Annotated in this window: 12 protein-coding genes and 3 pseudogenes; 6 read left to right on the top strand and 9 right to left on the bottom strand. The window is 67.2% G+C overall.

Translation table 11 applies throughout. From position 1 onward, the window contains the following. Positions 1-74 precede the first annotated feature (74 nt). Together ABT114_RS49070 and ABT114_RS49065 are read right to left on the bottom strand one after the other, a co-directional pair. Entirely contained in the window at positions 75-1,232 is a 1,158-nt protein-coding gene (locus tag ABT114_RS49070) for a hypothetical protein (protein ID WP_351153561.1), read from the bottom strand. Then, positions 1,220-1,999 carry a hypothetical protein gene (locus tag ABT114_RS49065; RefSeq protein WP_351153558.1) on the bottom strand — a complete coding sequence of 260 codons (780 nt, stop codon included), beginning with the start codon at positions 1,997-1,999 and terminating at the stop codon, positions 1,220-1,222. Before ABT114_RS49065 ends, ABT114_RS49070 begins: the two co-directional genes overlap by 13 nt. Positions 2,000-2,740: 741 nt before the next feature. Here ABT114_RS49065 and ABT114_RS49060 point away from each other — a divergent pair. Continuing rightward, entirely contained in the window at positions 2,741-2,929 is a 189-nt protein-coding gene (locus ABT114_RS49060; protein ID WP_351153555.1) for a hypothetical protein, read from the top strand. Between the two features lie 468 nt (positions 2,930-3,397). On the opposite strand, the gene ABT114_RS49055 is transcribed toward ABT114_RS49060, so the two are convergent. Continuing rightward, entirely contained in the window at positions 3,398-3,730 is a 333-nt protein-coding gene (locus ABT114_RS49055) for a GNAT family N-acetyltransferase (protein ID WP_351153552.1), read from the bottom strand. 303 nt (positions 3,731-4,033) lie between these two features. On the opposite strand from ABT114_RS49055, the gene ABT114_RS49050 reads away from it, so the two are divergent. Next, positions 4,034-5,347 (top strand): hypothetical protein, encoded by a 1,314-nt coding sequence (locus tag ABT114_RS49050; protein ID WP_351153549.1) that lies wholly within the window; start codon positions 4,034-4,036, stop codon positions 5,345-5,347. On the opposite strand, the gene ABT114_RS49045 is transcribed toward ABT114_RS49050, so the two are convergent. Together ABT114_RS49045 and ABT114_RS49040 are read right to left on the bottom strand one after the other, a co-directional pair. Beyond that, positions 5,331-7,112, bottom strand: a complete 1,782-nt coding sequence (locus tag ABT114_RS49045) for an asparagine synthase-related protein (RefSeq protein WP_351153546.1) — start codon at positions 7,110-7,112, stop codon at positions 5,331-5,333. The genes ABT114_RS49050 and ABT114_RS49045 overlap by 17 nt on opposite strands. Before the next feature lies 1 nt (position 7,113). Further along, complete coding sequence (locus tag ABT114_RS49040) at positions 7,114-7,737, bottom strand: lasso peptide biosynthesis B2 protein (RefSeq protein WP_351153544.1); 624 nt, start codon at positions 7,735-7,737, stop codon at positions 7,114-7,116. A gap of 304 nt (positions 7,738-8,041) precedes the next feature. Between ABT114_RS49040 and ABT114_RS49035 the strand changes: the two genes are divergently transcribed. Next, the gene (locus ABT114_RS49035) at positions 8,042-8,284 is read left to right on the top strand and encodes a hypothetical protein (protein ID WP_351153541.1); all 243 of its coding nucleotides are present in this window, start codon (positions 8,042-8,044) and stop codon (positions 8,282-8,284) included. 3 nt (positions 8,285-8,287) lie between these two features. On the opposite strand, the pseudogene ABT114_RS49030 reads toward ABT114_RS49035, so the two are convergent. From ABT114_RS49030 to ABT114_RS49020, 3 genes and pseudogenes are all read right to left on the bottom strand, one after another. Continuing rightward, positions 8,288-8,952 (bottom strand): annotated as a pseudogene (locus ABT114_RS49030) (alpha/beta hydrolase fold domain-containing protein); the annotation flags it as partial. Positions 8,953-9,122: 170 nt separating this feature from the next. Further along, positions 9,123-10,400 (bottom strand): IS701 family transposase, encoded by a 1,278-nt coding sequence (locus tag ABT114_RS49025; protein WP_351153538.1) that lies wholly within the window; start codon positions 10,398-10,400, stop codon positions 9,123-9,125. Between the two features lie 78 nt (positions 10,401-10,478). Beyond that, a pseudogene (locus tag ABT114_RS49020) lies at positions 10,479-10,592 on the bottom strand (IS982 family transposase); the annotation flags it as partial. Between the two features lie 87 nt (positions 10,593-10,679). Here ABT114_RS49020 and ABT114_RS49015 point away from each other — a divergent pair. From ABT114_RS49015 to ABT114_RS49005, 3 genes and pseudogenes are all read left to right on the top strand, one after another. Beyond that, positions 10,680-11,330, top strand: a complete 651-nt coding sequence (locus tag ABT114_RS49015; protein ID WP_351153535.1) for an MOSC domain-containing protein — start codon at positions 10,680-10,682, stop codon at positions 11,328-11,330. Positions 11,331-11,389: 59 nt separating this feature from the next. Beyond that, positions 11,390-12,303: pseudogene (locus ABT114_RS49010) on the top strand (IS982 family transposase). A 107-nt stretch (positions 12,304-12,410) separates the two neighbouring features. Beyond that, positions 12,411-13,121 (top strand): N-acyl homoserine lactonase family protein, encoded by a 711-nt coding sequence (locus ABT114_RS49005; RefSeq protein ID WP_351153532.1) that lies wholly within the window; start codon positions 12,411-12,413, stop codon positions 13,119-13,121. Here ABT114_RS49005 and ABT114_RS49000 read toward each other — a convergent pair. Then, positions 13,045-14,595: an NACHT domain-containing protein gene (locus ABT114_RS49000; RefSeq protein ID WP_351153529.1), complete on the bottom strand. Its 1,551-nt coding sequence runs from the start codon at positions 14,593-14,595 to the stop codon at positions 13,045-13,047. The genes ABT114_RS49005 and ABT114_RS49000 overlap by 77 nt on opposite strands. Between the last annotated feature and the right edge of the window lie 160 nt (positions 14,596-14,755).

Raw genomic sequence — 14,755 nt, 5'->3', positions numbered from 1 at the left:
CTGCAGTACCGGCACGGCATCCTCGGCGGATTCCTCGCCGGGACGGGCCTCGCTCTCGACAGACCGGACTGACCCTAATACGCCGAAGTCAGTAACAGCTCGCGCAGGTCCGCATGCTCGCCCATCGACAGCAGGCCGGGAGGAGCGTGAGCGAGACTAAGAGCTAGGAACGGCTCGGCCGCCTTGGACACGCCGTCAGATGAGAGTTCGTCGATGAGGGTAGACATCGCCCGTGGAGTGCTCAGCAGTACCTCGGCAAAGAACTCGACGGAGTAGTCGGCAGCGAGCCGCGCCGCCCCGCACGCCCTGGCCACCCGCGCGGCATACACCTTGAGTGCTCCCTCGTCCGGGAACGCTTTCTCGAGAGTTCCGACGACTTCCAGCCGGGCAACGTGATCGACCTGCGCTGCATAGGTTCTGGTTTCGTCCTGGGCGCCGTCGAGGGCGACGTAGCGGCAGGTGACCGGGGTCTGTCCGGGCCCTCCGGCCGCGCACCGTTGTTCGAAGTACTGTCTGACATCGTCGTGGAGTGCGGACAGGTCCGGGTGTACATCGGGCGCGTGGCGTTCCAGCCATTCCAGCACTACATGGGAGAACACCCCGCTTCCAACCGCGGGGTCGTGTTCTGCAGCCTGGCCGTCGCGGGAGGCATGAAGCAGGAACTGCTCGGCCGTCTCGCGGCCCGGGTTAGGGAAGGGCATGACGACTGGAGCGGACTCCGTCCGGTAGTCCTCCACGAAGGTGGCGCAGGAGTCGAAGAAGAAGACCTGCTGGATGAATCCGCGAGAGACCATGTGGGTCAGGTACATCCGCAGGTCTTCAACGCTGAGGCAGACCTTGTCCCCTTCCGAGGCGTCAGGGAGGAAGAGCAGCCGACTGTCTTCTCCTAGGACACCGTGTCCGCCCCAGTAGACGTACAGCAGGTTACCCGCCGCGCCTTTCAGTTCCTGGACGAAGACTTCTCTGATGTCGTTGCCCGAAGTCACAGTGCGCCACTGCAGACCTGTTTCGGCGGCGGCCGCTTCGATGGACGACTTCCCCTCCCCCGCAGGGGACAGAAGCAGCTTGATGTTCCGCCCTGGTACGCCGCCCTGGCGCAGCCAGCGCGCGAAGCGCAAGGCGTCGTCCCCGGCCCCGCGGAGGTTCCAGTTGCGCGGGGCTCTGGGATAGTGCTCCAGCCCTACCACGACGGCGTGGATGTCTTTCGGATCGACGCGGTTCAGTCCAGCCATGTGCCGATGGCGTCCCATACCGTGCTGTTGGACCAGTACGCGCTGTGCGCGAATGGGAATGGCTGCCCGTTGCTGACTTCCACGTCATAAGCCTGTTGCGGGAACACCTTCGCGGCGCGGTAGGCCAGCAGGTCCCACGGATCGTAGATGTTCAGCCAGCGGCGCGGGAAATGCCCCGGTAGCGTGTGTGGGTATTCGACGGAGGTCAGGGCGCCGCACTCGTAGAAGAAGGGTGCCTGGGATCCGACAGTGATTAGCTGATCGACCCGCCTGCCGAGATCTTCCATGGCCAGCAGGTCCACACAAGCGACGCCGCCCAGGCTGTGGGCCAGCACAGTGATAGCTTCCCCCGGCACGTGCTCGATCGTCCGCTTGATCAGCTGCCGCGTTCCGTTCCCGCGGGCCTGGTATCGGAGGATGTCTCCGGTTATGGGCACAACGCCGTCACTGAGCAGACCACGCCTGTCTACGGCTTTCCGCGTTAGGACCCGCAGAGCCGGCGTCGCAGCAGCCTTCCATACCTTGCCGGGCAGCGCCCGACCCTGGGAGTGTAAGTCGGAACTGAGCGCAGCGAGCAAGGCGTCACGAGCGATGCCATCCACCGCGTTTGCCCCACGCTCTACCGCTGCCGACAGCGTGGCAGCCACGACCGCACGTGCCACAGCATGCCGGTGCTCGTAGCCGTTCTCGTCAACCGTGGCCGCAGCGTCACGCAACTCGGGTGACTCCTGCACGATGCGCAGTGCTTCGTCAAGCTCATCGAGCAACCCGCATCTCCGGAAGGCCGCTACGGCAGCGGTGGAGGGCCGGTATGTGCGGATCGAGGTGAGGAACTTCCTGGACGGCGGGGCCCCTCGCCCCATGCCCGAAGCCGGCGGGGGCCGCAGACTGAGCAGCCGTAGTTCGTATCCCGGGTCTCCGTAGAGCACTCCCCATACTGCGATGTCCTCGTCATCGGCGACGGGTACACCGCCCCCCGCCTCTCCGTATCCCGGTACCGAAGCCCCGCCGCAGGCGAACTTGGCGCCCTCTTCCCGACCCCAGAAACAGCCCCGTACATCCCAGCCGGGCCGAAGCTTGCCAAGAGCCTCCCGTATCACTGCGAACGTCGCGTTGTACGATTCGGCGCGCACACCCGTCCCGTGCACGAAAAGAACCGAACGCTCCACAGACCCCCCCCATCCTGCCTGCGGAGTCGCTCAAATGGGCGCCTCGCCGCAGCCTAATCCGATGGTAACGATGTTGAGTCCCCTAAGCACCTGCAACGCATCTATCTGTCCACCCTGCTGAGCATCCGTCACGGCTGGCGGGGCGTGCGATGTGCCGGTTTGGTGTCAGTGGGTGGGTGTCAGTGACGGTATGTCAGGCCGGGGTGTTCCCGGCACCTGGGCTGGGACCTCAACACTGTGCTGCGCTATGCGAGCGTCCCGCACTGGTAGAACACCCTCCGCGAGAACCGGCCCAGGCCCAGCCGGCTGGACCCCTACAAGCCCTATCTGGAACGACGGTTGGCCGAAGGCTGCACGAGCGTCACCCAGCTGCACCGTGAACTGCTCGCCGGGAACGCCCCCGTCACCTACCAGATGGTCCGCGCCTACATCGCCAGCCTGCGCGCCTCTCCGTCCCATGCACCGCCGCCACCACCACCGACGGTGCGGCAGGTGACCGGCTGGCTCACCCGCCATCCCGCGGCCTGAGCGAGGAGGATCGCGCCGGTTTGAAGGATGTCCTGGCCCGCTGCCCCGGACTGGACACCGCAGCCGGACACATCCGCGAGTTCGGCGAGATCGTCACCGACCGCCGCGGCGCCATGCTCCCCACCTGGATCGGCGCTGTCGACGCCAGCCAACCACCCGGCCTCACCGGCTTCGCACTCCACTTGCTTCGAGACATCGACGGCGTGACGGCCGGACTCACCCTCGAATGGAGCTCTGGCGGCACCGAGGGCGCCGTGAACCGCATCAAGAAGATCAAAAGGCGGCTCTACGGACGCGCGAGAGATTCGAACTGCTCCGCAATGGCCAGGGCGTTCACTAGCTGGGTCTGGCTCAACTTGTGTGACGCGGTCACTCTCTGTGACAGCCGAGAGCGAGTCGGGGACCCTGGCAGGCGTCTTGATACCGCTCCTGGTCGCGTGTGTGCCGCCAGGCGCTTGACCTGCGCTGTTACAGGGCAATCAGACCGGCTGCGGTCTCCTTGAAGCCGCAGGCGCCGAAATAGAACGGACGAAGATGCTCCTCGAAGTCGACGTGAAGCCATTCGCACTTCGCGGCACGGGCTTCACGCGCTGCCGCTGCAACCAGCGCGGCCCCAACTCCTTGCGCCCGGTGATGCTGGGCGACCACCGTATCCAGGATGAAAGCGTGGGCTCCACCGTCCCAGACGACGTTGACGAAGCCGATCAGGGAGTCTTCTTCCCACGCGCAGACCCAGCCCAAGCTGTGGCGCTCAAGCCGTGTTCGCCAGTCGGTCTGAGCGACCGGGTGTCCGAAGCCCACACCGCAGCGACCTGCCCGTTCCCATGACCCCCAGCACTTTGAATCAGCCCTGCCGCCGGACACGGTCTTGACCTCTACTGCCGGATTTAACGCACTACCGGTAACGGGGTGGTCGGCCCTCCTGGGCAGTCCCTTTGGCTTCGCTGCCGAAGCGACAGCCGCCCTTTGGAACATCCGTCGCCGAGACCCGCTTCCAGTTGCGGGCATGAGCTGTGGGCCGACCGGCGGAATGCGGATAGTGATCGCGTGGATCACATCGGAGCATGGTGCTCGGACTCCGATGCGTCGCCAGGAGGTGTTCATGTGACGACTTCCCCAGGGACCGACTCAGGGGCCGGCTCCGGCTCGCACGTGATGGTGCGCGGGCACCTGCCGAAATCTAAATGCGTGCTGGCAGAAATGGCAGGGGTCGCGTTGGTCCTACTCCTGACGGCGTTGCCAGTGGGCTGGTGTGGCCTCCAGGATTTCAGCGCGGCCCTGACTTTCTCGGGTTGCGTCACCGGTGTGGCCCTCATGTTGGCGGCCCTCGTTATGGTCGTGGGTGTTGCCGCGGTCGTGGACCTTTGGATCCGGGGGCCGATTTCCAACTTTAGAGTGGTCGCGCTGATCAGTACCGGCGTGGCGTTGTTGACGAACGTCTTGCTCGCGTTTCAGACATGGAATGACGGCGAGAGGGTCGGGTATAAGGTAGCGTGCATTGTGCTAAGCGTGGGTTCGCTATGGACTGTCATCGCGGTGTGGCGGAGACTGGACGAGATCCCCACTCCGAAGCGGGTGGCTGTGGCAGTGATTGTCACCACAATTGTGGCAGTCGCCAATTTCAGTTACCAGTACCTCTATCAGCCGTACCGGAGCGAGGTCACCCCTCTCGTGCAGCTGAACGTGGGCAAGGCGGTGCTCACCGAGGACCGCAAGGCGTTCACCGTGCCGGTCGACATCAAGCTCGTGAACCACAGTGATGCGAGTTTCTATGTGCTGGGCGCCGAGTTCCATGCCATGGGAGAGGACGTGGAGGTGAAATCGAAGGACCTGGACCACTTGGACTGGCGGGAGCAAGCCGAGCAATGGGTCAAATACCGGGAGAAGCACCCGCTCACCCGCAGGGAGGTCTACCAGCCTGGCAAGCTGGTGGCGGGGCAGCCGTGGATTCCCGCCGGAAACTGGGTCCAGGCAAACGACGAGTCGGTCACGCGCACCGTTGTTCAGCTCCCCATCGATACGCATTTCGACAAGTTGACGTTCTACGCCACCCTGAGTCTGGCACGTAAAGAGCGGCTCGTCATGGAGAAATTCGGAGGGCTTGATTACTCCTGGCAGGGCGCCAAGCTGCCCCAGTGGATGCCAGGGCAGAAAGAGAACGACACCATCGTCCAAACGGCCGAGATGCAAGAAAACAATGCGATCGATCGTTATACGAGGAAACAGCGCCGCGTCACTACCTATTGGCGCTTTGGTTCACATGGTGTAGACGTGTTGCCGGTCATCGCGCCCAAGGGCGAGGAAGGTCGCCCACTTTCCAACGAAATGATCCGCGAGGTGCAGAACCGCTACGGTCTGCTCGACGTCTGGGCGGGCCCGATGGAACAGACGCTGGACGAGATCAAGAGCCGGCGCTGACCAGCTCCTCCAGCCACATCACCAGGGCGAGAGAGCTGTTCACGCGATCCCAGGAGTACGAGTCCCCGATACCCAGCCGAGCCTCCCGCACGGCCCGGCACAGCGTCTCGACGTCGAACATCTCTTGGACGAGTGGATGTCTCGCGGAGCGGCACAGGTCGATGAGTTCGTCGCCGTGCATCCGCAAGCCGCGGGCGTACAGCTCGTTGAAGGGGATTTTGACGGCTCGGTCGCGGATACGGGACGGAAGTAGATCTGCCATCGCCTCGCGCAGAACCGCCTTCGGACGTCCCGGACAGAATGTCGCCTCGGCGGGAAGGCGGCGCATCAGGGCGATGACCTCCTGGTCGAGGAAGGGGTGCGAGAGGAAGTACCCGTCCTCCCGTGCGCGATGCCAGGACAGCAGGTCGGGAGCGGCAAGGTAGTTGGCCGCGTCGTAGAGCGATTGTTCCGGTGCGCGTCCGAAGACGAACCGAGTCTCCGCGATGCTGGCCTCACGGTAGCCGTGCGCCCGCGCGAATCTGGATCGCAGCCACGGGGGACGGCCGAAGGTGCCGAGACCGCCGAGCACCGTTCCGCGGCGAACGAGCATGTCGATCCGTTCGGCCGCCAGAGGAAGAGTCGGCTGCATGACGTAGGCGTGGACGATGTCCCGCAGGCCCCGCTCGCTGCCCTGGGCCCAGGCGCGTGCCTGCCGCGTCAGCCGGCGCAGCCGTCCCGTGCGGGCCAGCCGGTGCAGGTGAAACGGGTTGGCGTCCGCGATTGGATCAGCCCCGCACCCTGTCATGAGGATGTCACAGCCCAGCTCGGCCGCAGCGGCATGAAGCCTGCTCCAGAACGGGGCACGGAAGGCGTGCGCATGCGGTTCGTCCGAGTCTCCGGCATGGTGCCGGAAGTCGTCGAAGTCGGCCACGTCGCCGGCATCGACGATCACCGGGCGAGCCCCGGGTGCGTGACGGCGGATCTCCTCCAACGCCTCGTCCAGGTACGGCCGCTCCGCGGCCAGTTCTCCGCTGCCGAAGCGCCCGGAGAGCAGGACGAGATCCCCAGGTCGGCTGCCTTCTCCTGCCAGTGTCCGCGCGGCGAGCAAGGCGACGCTGGTGGAATCCATGCCGCCGGAGACGTGGCATGCAGTCGTCGTGCCCATGCGGCGGGAGACAGCGTTTTCCAGCGCGCGGCGCAGGTCCTTCGCCGCTGTGCCGGGGTGGGCCCCGCCCGCCGCCGGCGGCAAGGGTCCGCTGGAATGGGAGACGCGTCGCGGAACGCGGCCGCGCAGCTGCCCGGTGGGGGACAGCTCCACCACCTCGCCGCCCAGGATCCGGTGTACCCCGGTGAACGGGGTGAGTTCCGTGTGTGGCTGCGCCATGTTCCCGGTCAGATAGCGGCAGAAGTAGCGTCGCTCCAGCTCTGCGCCGTCGCCGAGGCGACGTGCCGAGGTGCTGGCCGCCCTCACCCGGTCATCGGACTCCCTGAAGAACAGGGGGATGCGTGCGGACTCGTCCCGCATCAGCAGAATGCGGTCGCGGTACACGAGGACAGCCGCATAGTCGCCACTCGGCAGATGTGGTCCGGCTCCCGGTCGACCGAAGGCGTCGAGGAGGCGGTGCGCACCCGCCACGCGGTCACGGAACGAGCCGACCCAGCCGACGACCATCGCGGTGCCGGCCTGGGAGGAGACCGTCGTCACCAGCCCCTGGCCCGCCATGTCCGCAGCCGCCCGGAGTTTCGGTGCGCCCCCGGCCCACTCGAGGCGGACCGCTTCCATGTCACCGCCCTCCGCGGCCGATGGAGAGAATCGGTGCGAACGTGTGCCCCCGCGGCTCGGCGTCGGGGATGCACAACCCCGCCGCCGACGTCCAGGCGTGTAGGGCGAACGGGTGCTCGCGCACGCCGACGTGTAGTTCGGCCTGGAGGCCGGACCGCCGCAGCAGGACGAAAGCCGTCACGGCTTCCGCCTTGCAGTCGTCGTTGACGAACCAGCTGGTGCGGCCGTGTGATTGCACCGCCCGCTTGAGCCGCGCCACAGCCTCGGTCTCGGGGGGCTCCGCACGGGCGTAGTCCGGGGCCGCCAAGGAGAGGAACCGAAGGGCGCGTCCGAATCCCACGGTCCGGATCAGCAGGTGCACTCCGCGGAGCCAGAGGCCGACCTCGACGTCGGCATAGTCCCGCCGGCGGCCTGCCGTGCACCCGGCACGGACGAGAGCGGTGAGGAGTTCCGCGCGTTCCTCGGCGGTTCCGTCGGCGAACTTCCGGACGTCTGCCGTCGTCATGCCGAGAAAGCGGGTCCGCCTCCAGTCCGCGATCAGAGCTCCGCCGGACATCTGGATGACGCGGCAATATGGCGAGAGAATCCGCCTCACCGCCACCAGGGCCTCGGTGTCCTCTGCCACCGCACATCCTCCCGTACGACCGGTGGACGGTGTCAGGACTGGTACCCGTGTCCGTCGTACATGCCGCCGCTGAAGCCGCGAATCAGGCGGCCATTGCCGAGAAGGAGAAGCCTGTGCGGCCTACGACGACGCCGCAGCATTCGGATGAACATCGCCTACCTCCGGAATCGTGACAGGAACGGTCGATCCCAGGATACTCTGTCCCAAATTGCCTGCAAATTTGGGACACGGTCCCCCTCGGCCGCCGCAAGACCAGCTGTTGGTGATTTGTCAGATGACGCCCGCCCAGGGGCGTTTGCAGCCCATGGTGACCCTGCAGGGCCCGTACCGACCGGCCTGGACGCCCCCGCTCGCCTGCACCTCGGCGCCCACGGAAGGCGCCGAGCTCGCGCGGGGCGGCTCCGGCGTCCTGGTGACAGGGGCCGACGAGGAGATGCTGGTCCTGGAGGTCACGGCGGCCGATCGCACCGTCCTGGCATGCCGCTGCGCCACCTGCTCCCGTATCTGGGGGGCAGTCAAAAAGACAGCGTCGGGCGGGAGTGGATGAGCCTCACTGGCGCAACAGCCGCCTCAGCCAGTTCAGATGGGACGCACGGGCCGTCCGGGACAGGGCCGCCTGGGGAGCGAAGCCGCCGAGGCCATGGAAGCCTCCGGGCCAGACGTGGAGTTCGACCGCGCCGCCGCACCGCCAGATGCGGGAACGTAGCCCACGACCTCGTCGCGGAAGGTCTCCGCGGAGCCGACGTCGAGGAAGGCCGGAGGCAGGCCGGACGGATCGGTCGCGCGGGCGGGAGCGGGGTTGGGGGAGACGCCGGGGCCGCCCCGGCGGTCGCCGAGCAGCGCCGTCCAGCCGGTCTCGTTGGCGGCGCGGTCCCAGACGCCGACACCCGCCATCTGATGGCCGGAGACGGTGTCGTTACGGTCGTCGAGCATCGGGTACATCAGGAGCTGGTCGATGACTGGCGGTCCCTGGCGGTCCCGCAGGAGTAGGGCGAGCGCCGCGGTCAGGCTGCCGCTGGCGCTGGCGCCCGCGATGACGATCCGGTCCGGGTCGCCACCGATTTCCTTGGCGTGGCGCGCCGTCCAGAGAAGACCGGTGTACATGTCGTCGATCGGCGCCGGGTGCGGGTGCTCGGGCGCGAGGTGGTACTCCACCGACACGACGACCGCGCCCAGCTCGCGCGCCCAGGCCAGCGGGCCGTCCACGCCGGCCTTGGCTGCGTAGCTCTCAACGAGTTTTCGACAGCACTGGGGCACTTGGGGGAGTTGCGGAGTATCGGCCTAGTAGGACTCCGTTAGGTTGCTCTGGCTCTTGGGGTTTGGGCTGGTGGTGGATGTTCGGGGCAGGGGGCGGTGGCAGGTGGTGCAGGTGCCGGTCCAGCAGTTCAGCAGGTCTTGGATGGCGTCGAGGATCTGGTAGAGGGTAAGTCCGCTGTATCGGCTTTTGGGGCCAGGCGCTGTTCGGTGAGGAACGCGTGGGCTGCGGTGACCAGGGTGACGTGGTGATGCCACCCCGCCCAGGAACGTCCCTCGAAGTGGTCCAGGCCGAGGCCGTGCTTGAGTTCCCGGTAGTCGTGCTCGATGCGCCAGCGGATCTTGGCCAGACGGACCAGTTCAGCCACCGGGGTGCCGGCGGGCAGGTTGGACAGCCAGTAGTCGCTGGGTGCTTCGGCGCCTTCGGGCCATTCGACCAGCAGCGTCACTTCGGGCAGGACACCGTCCCAGTGGCCGTGTTCAGCGGTGGCGGCGGCCTGGGCCAGACGGCGGGCCCGGACTCCGGCCGGCCGCACCCCCAGCGCCAGAAAGTGCGAGCGCATCGGCCGGCGGGAGCCTTCACGCCAGGTGACCTCGGTGAACGTCTGCCGTCCCTGGCCAGCCGCCAGCGCGGCCACCGGGGACGGCTTGTCCCGGTAGCGGGGCTGCGGCTTGCGGCCGTTGCCCGACCACGGCGGCGTGAGGGGCTCGGCGCCGTGCGGGTGGACGGTCACGTCCGAACGGACCGCCACGACATAGCCGATGCCCCGCTCGCTCAGGCCGTCGCGGAAGTCAGCGTTCTGCCCGTAACCGGCGTCGGCCACCACCACCGGCGGCACCAGACCCCACCCGGCCAACTCGTCGAAGGTGTCCAATGCCAGGCGCCACTTCTCCCGGTGCCCGACCCCCTCCGGCATCCCGGTCTTCTGCCGCCGTACGGCATCGTGCGCCCACTCCTGGGGCACGAACAACCGCCACTGCAGCGGACAAGAGGCAGTGTCGGAGACCGCGTGCACGCTCACCGCGACCTGGCAGTTGGCCTGCTTGCCCAAAGCGCCGCAGTACTGGGGCGCGACCGCCACCGACATCCGGCCGTCCTTGGGGAACGACACATCATCGACCGCCCAGGCATCCGGGCCGATCTGCGGCACCATCCGCTCCGCAATCCGCCGCCGCACCAACACCGGATCCCAGGTCGACTGGTTCACGAACTGCTGAAGGTTCTGCTCGTTGCCGTCCGGCAGCCGCTCCGCCATGGCCTGGATGGACTTGCGCCGCCCGTCCAGCATCAGTCCCCGCAGATAGCAGTCACTCTTCGCCCGCTGATCCTTGCGCGGCACCGACGCGAACACATCAGCGACGAATAACGCCAACTTCGCCCGAGCACGGTTCACTTCATGTATGTCCACACCCCCACCATGCCCTCAAACAGGACCACGAGACAGACCTAACGGAGTCCTACTAGATGATTGATTCCAAGGGGTTCGGTGGTCGTAGGCGGTCAGTGAGCGCAGGACGGGCTGTCCGGTGCGGTCGTTGCGCCAGATCGCGGTGGTCAGCGTGAGGATCCGCTGTAGGAGGCGGACAGCCACGCCCTCGGGTGCCACCAGCGCCACGTACGCCGCGAGCGCGGCAGTGGCAGGGAAATGTGTAGCCCTCGGGGTGCAGCGGACCGTACCGTCGCCTCCATGAAGCTGCTCTCCGTCAATGTCGGCAGGCCCCGCCCCAACCCTTGGAAGGGTCTCAGCGCGACAGGCATCGACAAGCGGCCCGTCGACGGCCCGGTTACTGTCGTCACCCCCGGCCCCAAGGGCACCGGCGCGGTCGGTCTCGTCGGCGACCGGGTTTACGACGTGAAGCACCACGGCGGCTCCGACCAGGCCGTCTACGCCTATGCCCGCGAGGACCTCGACGGATGGGAGGCTGAGTTGGGCAGGCCGCTTGCGAACGGCGTCTTTGGGGAGAACCTCACGACCGTCGGCCTCGACGTCAACGGCGCCCTGATCGGTGAGCGTTGGCGCATCGGGCCAGACGTCGTCCTGGAGGTGTCGTGCGCGCGGATCCCGTGCACTACGTTCCAGGGCTGGCTGGAGCGTGACGGTTGGATCAGGCGGTTCACGCAGGCCGCACGGCCGGGCGCGTATCTTCGCGTGATCGAGCCGGGGGACATACGCGCTGCCGATCCGGTCGAGATCGTGCACCGGCCTGACCACGATGTGACCGTCGCACTCGTCTTCCGCGCGATGACACGTGAACCAGAGCTGCTGCCGCGGCTGCTGGTCGCCGACGCGCTGCCGGAGGAGGGCAAGGATCTGGCCCGCAGGCGTACGACCGCATAGATGATCGATTTCAGGGGGATCGTCTGCACGCGTGAGACGACGGAGTCCAAAGTTCGGTTGTGACGCCAGATTTGGACTCCCTCGCCACCGCGCTGTACGTGACGACAGACGACCTGCTGAAGGAATCGCCGCGTCTCGCTCCGTGGCGGCCTGCCGTAGGGATCGCGCCGCAGCTCAACGATGCCGAGCTGACCACGATCGCGATGCTGCAGGCCATGCTCGGTTTCACCTCCGAGGCCAGGTGGCTCCGCCATGCCCGGGTTCATCTGCGGCACCTCTTCCCCTATCTGCCGCAGCAGCCCGGCTACAACAAGCGGCTGCGCAAGGCCGCCGAACTGCTCCGCCAGGTCACCCGGATCCTGGCCACCAGACCAGCACCTCCGTGTGGAGCGACGACGTGTGGATCGTGGACTCCACACCCGTGGAATGCGGCCGCTCGCGGGAGACCGTGAAACGCTCCGACCTGCCCGGATGGGACGAGTACGGGTACTGCGCCAGTCACAGCCGCTTCTTCTGGGGCCTGCGGCTGCACCTGGTGCGTACCCTGCAGGGCCTGCCCGTCGCCTTCGCCCTGACCGGAGCCAAGGCCGACGAGCGCGAGACCCTGTTGGACCTGCTCGCAGCCGAACCAAACCTCGTCGCCGCCCGGCCCGGTCAGACACTCATCGGCGACAAGAACTACTTCGGCCGCACCTTCGAACAAGAACTCGCCCAACAGGACATCCAGTTGCTGCGGCCTACCCGCAAGGGCGAACGGCAGCGGCCCGGCGCATCCCTGTTCAAGCCGTTGCGGCAGGTCATCGAGTCGGTCAACGAGACCTTCAAGGGACAGCTCAACCTCGAACAGCACCGAGGCCGCACACCTCGCGGTGTCATCGCCCGTGTCATGCAGCGAATACTCGCGCTGACCGCCGCGATCTTGCACAACACCGAACAAACCACCCTCCGTTCACTCACCTCATACGATCCCTGACCCGGGAAACTGATCGCCGGTTCGACTTCGGGTCGGGCCAGCTGCCTTCACCGCGAGTTTTGGCGGACAGCCCCGGAACGGGCACAGCGGCCTGCCAGGATGACCGGATGGACAGCAGCATGGCGGTGCGTCGACTCGACCTGGGCTACTTCGTCCGACCTGCGTCGGAGACCGGTGGCCCACAGCCGCGAGTTGAACCCGTACTCGCCTATTTGGTGCAGCGCGACGAAGGACTGATCCTCTTCGACACCGGTATCGGCGCCGCCGACCCCGAGACCGAAGCCCACTATCGACCCCAACGCAGGGCCCTGGAGGGCGCCCTCGCGGCCACGGGAGTCACCCTCGCGGATGTCTCCCTGGTCGTGAACTGCCACCTCCACTTCGACCACTGCGGAGGGAACCCCTTGCTGGCCGGCAAGCCAATCCTGGTACAGGCCGTGGAGTTGGCTACCGCCCGCCAAGGCGGCCACACCATCGAAGAACTCATCGACTTCCGCGGCGCGACCTACGAGGAGATCGCTGGCGAAGCCGAGGTCTGGCCCGGGGTCTGGATCATCCCAACTCCCGGGCATACCGATGGGCACCAGTCGCTGGTGGTCCAGCATAGCGATGGCACCGTGGTCCTCGCCGGTCAGGCACACGACTTCGCATCCCATTTCGCATCGGACCACCTGGCTCGCCACGCCACCCTCCAAGGTCTGGATCAGCCGCTTCCCACCTATCAACGATGGCTGGAGCGGCTTAGCGACTTCGACCCACGACGAGTGCTCTTCGCACACGACTGCTCAGTCTGGGAACCGCCCCATCGGAGCGGCTGAGACCATCCACCTCAGACCTCGATGCTCCACCGCCGAAAGGGACGGTGGAGGGAAGGGACTCGCCGACGATCCCCAGAACCGCGAGGGCCACCGCCGCGCCAAGACCCGCGAACACGGCAAAGCCGACCAGGAAGGCCCATACGGTGACATCCACCTGTGTGTCGAATTCATTGGGGCCGAATTCATTGCCGAGAGGGCTGCTGAGGCCGACGATCACCCCCACTGGAACGGCGATCGTCAGCGCCAGCACTGCCTCGCGCGGCGCATGCCTCCGACCCGGCACTGCGGACTGCCGCCTCGCTGTCCATGCCGGGCCGCGTGACAGCACCGCATACCCCATGCAGACTCCGGCTGTGAATGCCGCCATGGCCATGGGCACCGCGAAATCGGAGTGCCGTTTCCACTGCCCCCACACCAGGCTGACCGCGGTCGCGACGCCTCCCAGAAGGAGGACCGGCCTCAGGGAGCGCAGCGGCCACGGCAGAGCCAGGGTGAGGTCCCACCATGCCAGATCGCGGGTGCGCCGTCGCTCCATGTGGCGGGCGAGGAAGCCGAGCCAGCGTCGGGCGTCGTCGCCGTCTGGGGTAGGGGCGTCGCGGAAGGCGGCGGGGACGAAGGCGTCGAGGAGGTGCTGTTCCAGGACGGCCGGGTCGTGGAAGCGGGGGGCGAGGAGTTCGGCGGGGTCGGCGCCGGTGTCGTCGTAGACGGTGCGGGCCATGGCCGCCATCAGCGGGCTGGTGAGCACCTGGCACAGCGCCCGGCTGGCTGGCTCGTCGGGGCGGGAGCGCAGGTGGTCCAGGATCGGGTCCCAGCAAGTGGCCCGCTGGCCGTCGGGTCCCCGGGCGGCGCGGGCGGTGCGCTGGAGGTAGTTGCGGATGTCTTCGAAGGTCAGGGGTTGCAGTTCGACCACCGCGGCCAGGGTGAACACGTCCCCGCGCTCGACGACGTCGGTGTACACCCCGGTACGGCAGGTCAGCAGGACCGGGGCGCCGGCGTCGAGTTCGGCGTTCAACCGCCGTACCGCGTGCGCCTGCAAGGGCGCGGGGATCTCGTCCAGGCCGTCCAGGACCAGCAGGACCCGCCCGGCGGCCAGCAGTTCGCGGCCCCAGGTGGCCCCGGGGTAGGTGGCGGCCAGGGAGGCCGCCATCCATTCCCGCAGGCTTGCCTGGTCCGGCTGCCAGTTGGACAGGGAGAACACCACAGGGACGGGGTCCTCGGGTCGGCGGCGCTCCAGCAGGTCCAGGGTGAAACGCAGCGCCAGGACCGTCTTGCCGCTTCCCGGCTCGCCCAGCACCACCAGCCGCCGGGACGGAACGCGGGCGAAGACCTCGGCGACCTCCTTCAGCCGGGCGCTGAGATCCTCCGGGCCGCCGACGTTCTCCCGGTGATCGGCCAACCGCGCCTCGGCCGAGGCCCAACGCACCTGCGCGGAGCCGGGTCCTGCAGCCGCCGCAGCCGCCACTCCGCCTGCCACTGCTCCTGGACAACGCCGGCCAGCTGCTCGGTGAGGCGGTCGAGGCGCTCCTGCGGTGAGGGCCCTGAGGGGCCTCGCGTTTTCCAGACAGTTGTCTGACCGTCTATTTCACGCGGCGATTCGCAACTTCTCGTACTCGGCGTGGACTTCGCATGGAGGG

Origin of the sequence: Streptomyces sp. NPDC002088, assembly GCF_040296605.1 — a bacterium.
GTDB lineage: Bacteria > Actinomycetota > Actinomycetes > Streptomycetales > Streptomycetaceae > Streptomyces.
The sequence above is the reverse complement of the archived record's forward strand: the minus strand, read 5'-3'. Positions and strand labels throughout refer to the sequence as shown.

Bases quoted from the DNA above. Each gene is read 5' to 3' on its own strand.
- ABT114_RS49005 (WP_351153532.1), top strand. From the start codon at position 12,411: ATGGACAGCAGCATGGCGGTGCGTCGACTCGACCTGGGCTACTTCGTC.
- ABT114_RS49045 (WP_351153546.1), bottom strand. From the start codon at position 7,112: ATGGAAGCGGTCCGCCTCGAGTGGGCCGGGGGCGCACCGAAACTCCGG.
- ABT114_RS49035 (WP_351153541.1), top strand. From the start codon at position 8,042: ATGGTGACCCTGCAGGGCCCGTACCGACCGGCCTGGACGCCCCCGCTC.
- ABT114_RS49070 (WP_351153561.1), bottom strand. From the start codon at position 1,232: ATGGCTGGACTGAACCGCGTCGATCCGAAAGACATCCACGCCGTCGTG.
- ABT114_RS49015 (WP_351153535.1), top strand. From the start codon at position 10,680: ATGAAGCTGCTCTCCGTCAATGTCGGCAGGCCCCGCCCCAACCCTTGG.